Raw genomic sequence first — 1124 nt, forward strand, 5'->3', positions numbered from 1 at the left:
GGAGCTCCTTGACGGCCACGCTCCGGCCGAGCAACCGGTCGGTCGCCCGCCAGACGACACCCATGCCGCCGCGCCCGAGTTTCTCCTCGAGCCGGTAACGGCCCGCGATGACACGCCTGTTGTGCCCCTCGGTCCCCATGCGGCAATCATGCCCCAACGGACGGAACCACTCCGGGGCGGCGAGCTGCCGGTGGCCGAAACAGACAGCCCCCCATCAGGCGTGTCCTCGCCTCAGGAGGTCTTCTCCTGCCAGCCCTGCAGCAGCGCGGTGAACTGCTTGCTCGCCGTCGGCCAGTCCGCGGCGGGGGCCGACATGTAGAGCGCGTACTCGGTGCCGTCGCGGGCGACGTACGTCTCCTCGACGGCCCGGCGCGGGCCGGGGAACGTGGTGTCCTTGGGCTGGGCGGTCCAGGTGTACTCCCACCGGGCGCCCTCCCGGTCACGGTAGACGTTGCGCTCCAGCGTGACCCGCTTGTAGTCGACCAGCCGCTGAAGCTGCTGCTCCAGGTCGAGCTGGTGGGCGTAGGGGTCGGCGAAGTCCGGTGACGTGTCGACGGCGATCCGGACGAAGTGCCGGCCGCCGTCCGGTGAGTAGTCGATCTGCTTGAGCTCGCCCTGCGGGCCGTACGGCGTGCGCTTCCAGCCCCTCGGCAGGTAGAGGCTGAACCCCGCGGGGTCGTCGTAGGGGGTCCAGCTGGCCGGAACCGATCCCCCCGGCCCCTCCGTCGTCGAGACCGACGAGCCGGATCCGCCCTGCCGGTTCTGATGCCACTGCTGGAGCACCACGGCCGTGCCCCCGCCGATGATGGCCGCGAGCGCGACGACCAGGGCGAGGGTGCGCAACCTGCGGCGTCTGCCCGTACCGGTCGGCGGCGGGCCCGTCCCCGTCGGGCCGACCGTCGTGGGTCCGGTGGGGCCGTAGGGCGGAGTACCGGCCGTGGACGTCCCGGTGGCCGGGGTGCCGGCCGGCGGCGGGAGCGGGGTCCGGGTGTGCGAACCCGAGCCGGTGCCGACGGGGCCGGTGCCGGTGGCGGCCGTCCCCGTGCCGCTGTGGGAGTCCCGGTGCGGTGTCGCCCCGCCGTACTGCGTGGGCACGTACGCCTGCGCCCCGTTCGGCCGCCGCC

The 1124-nt window shown here is 73.8% G+C and carries 2 pseudogenes; both read right to left on the reverse strand.

The features are described 5' to 3' along the window. Nucleotides 1-139 (reverse strand): annotated as a pseudogene (locus tag ABZ281_RS50215) (serine/threonine protein kinase); the annotation flags it as partial. 92 nt (nucleotides 140-231) lie between these two features. Then, nucleotides 232-1124, reverse strand: a pseudogene (locus ABZ281_RS50220) (serine/threonine protein kinase); the annotation flags it as partial.

This window comes from Streptomyces sp. NPDC006265, assembly GCF_040613555.1.
Classification (GTDB): domain Bacteria; phylum Actinomycetota; class Actinomycetes; order Streptomycetales; family Streptomycetaceae; genus Streptomyces.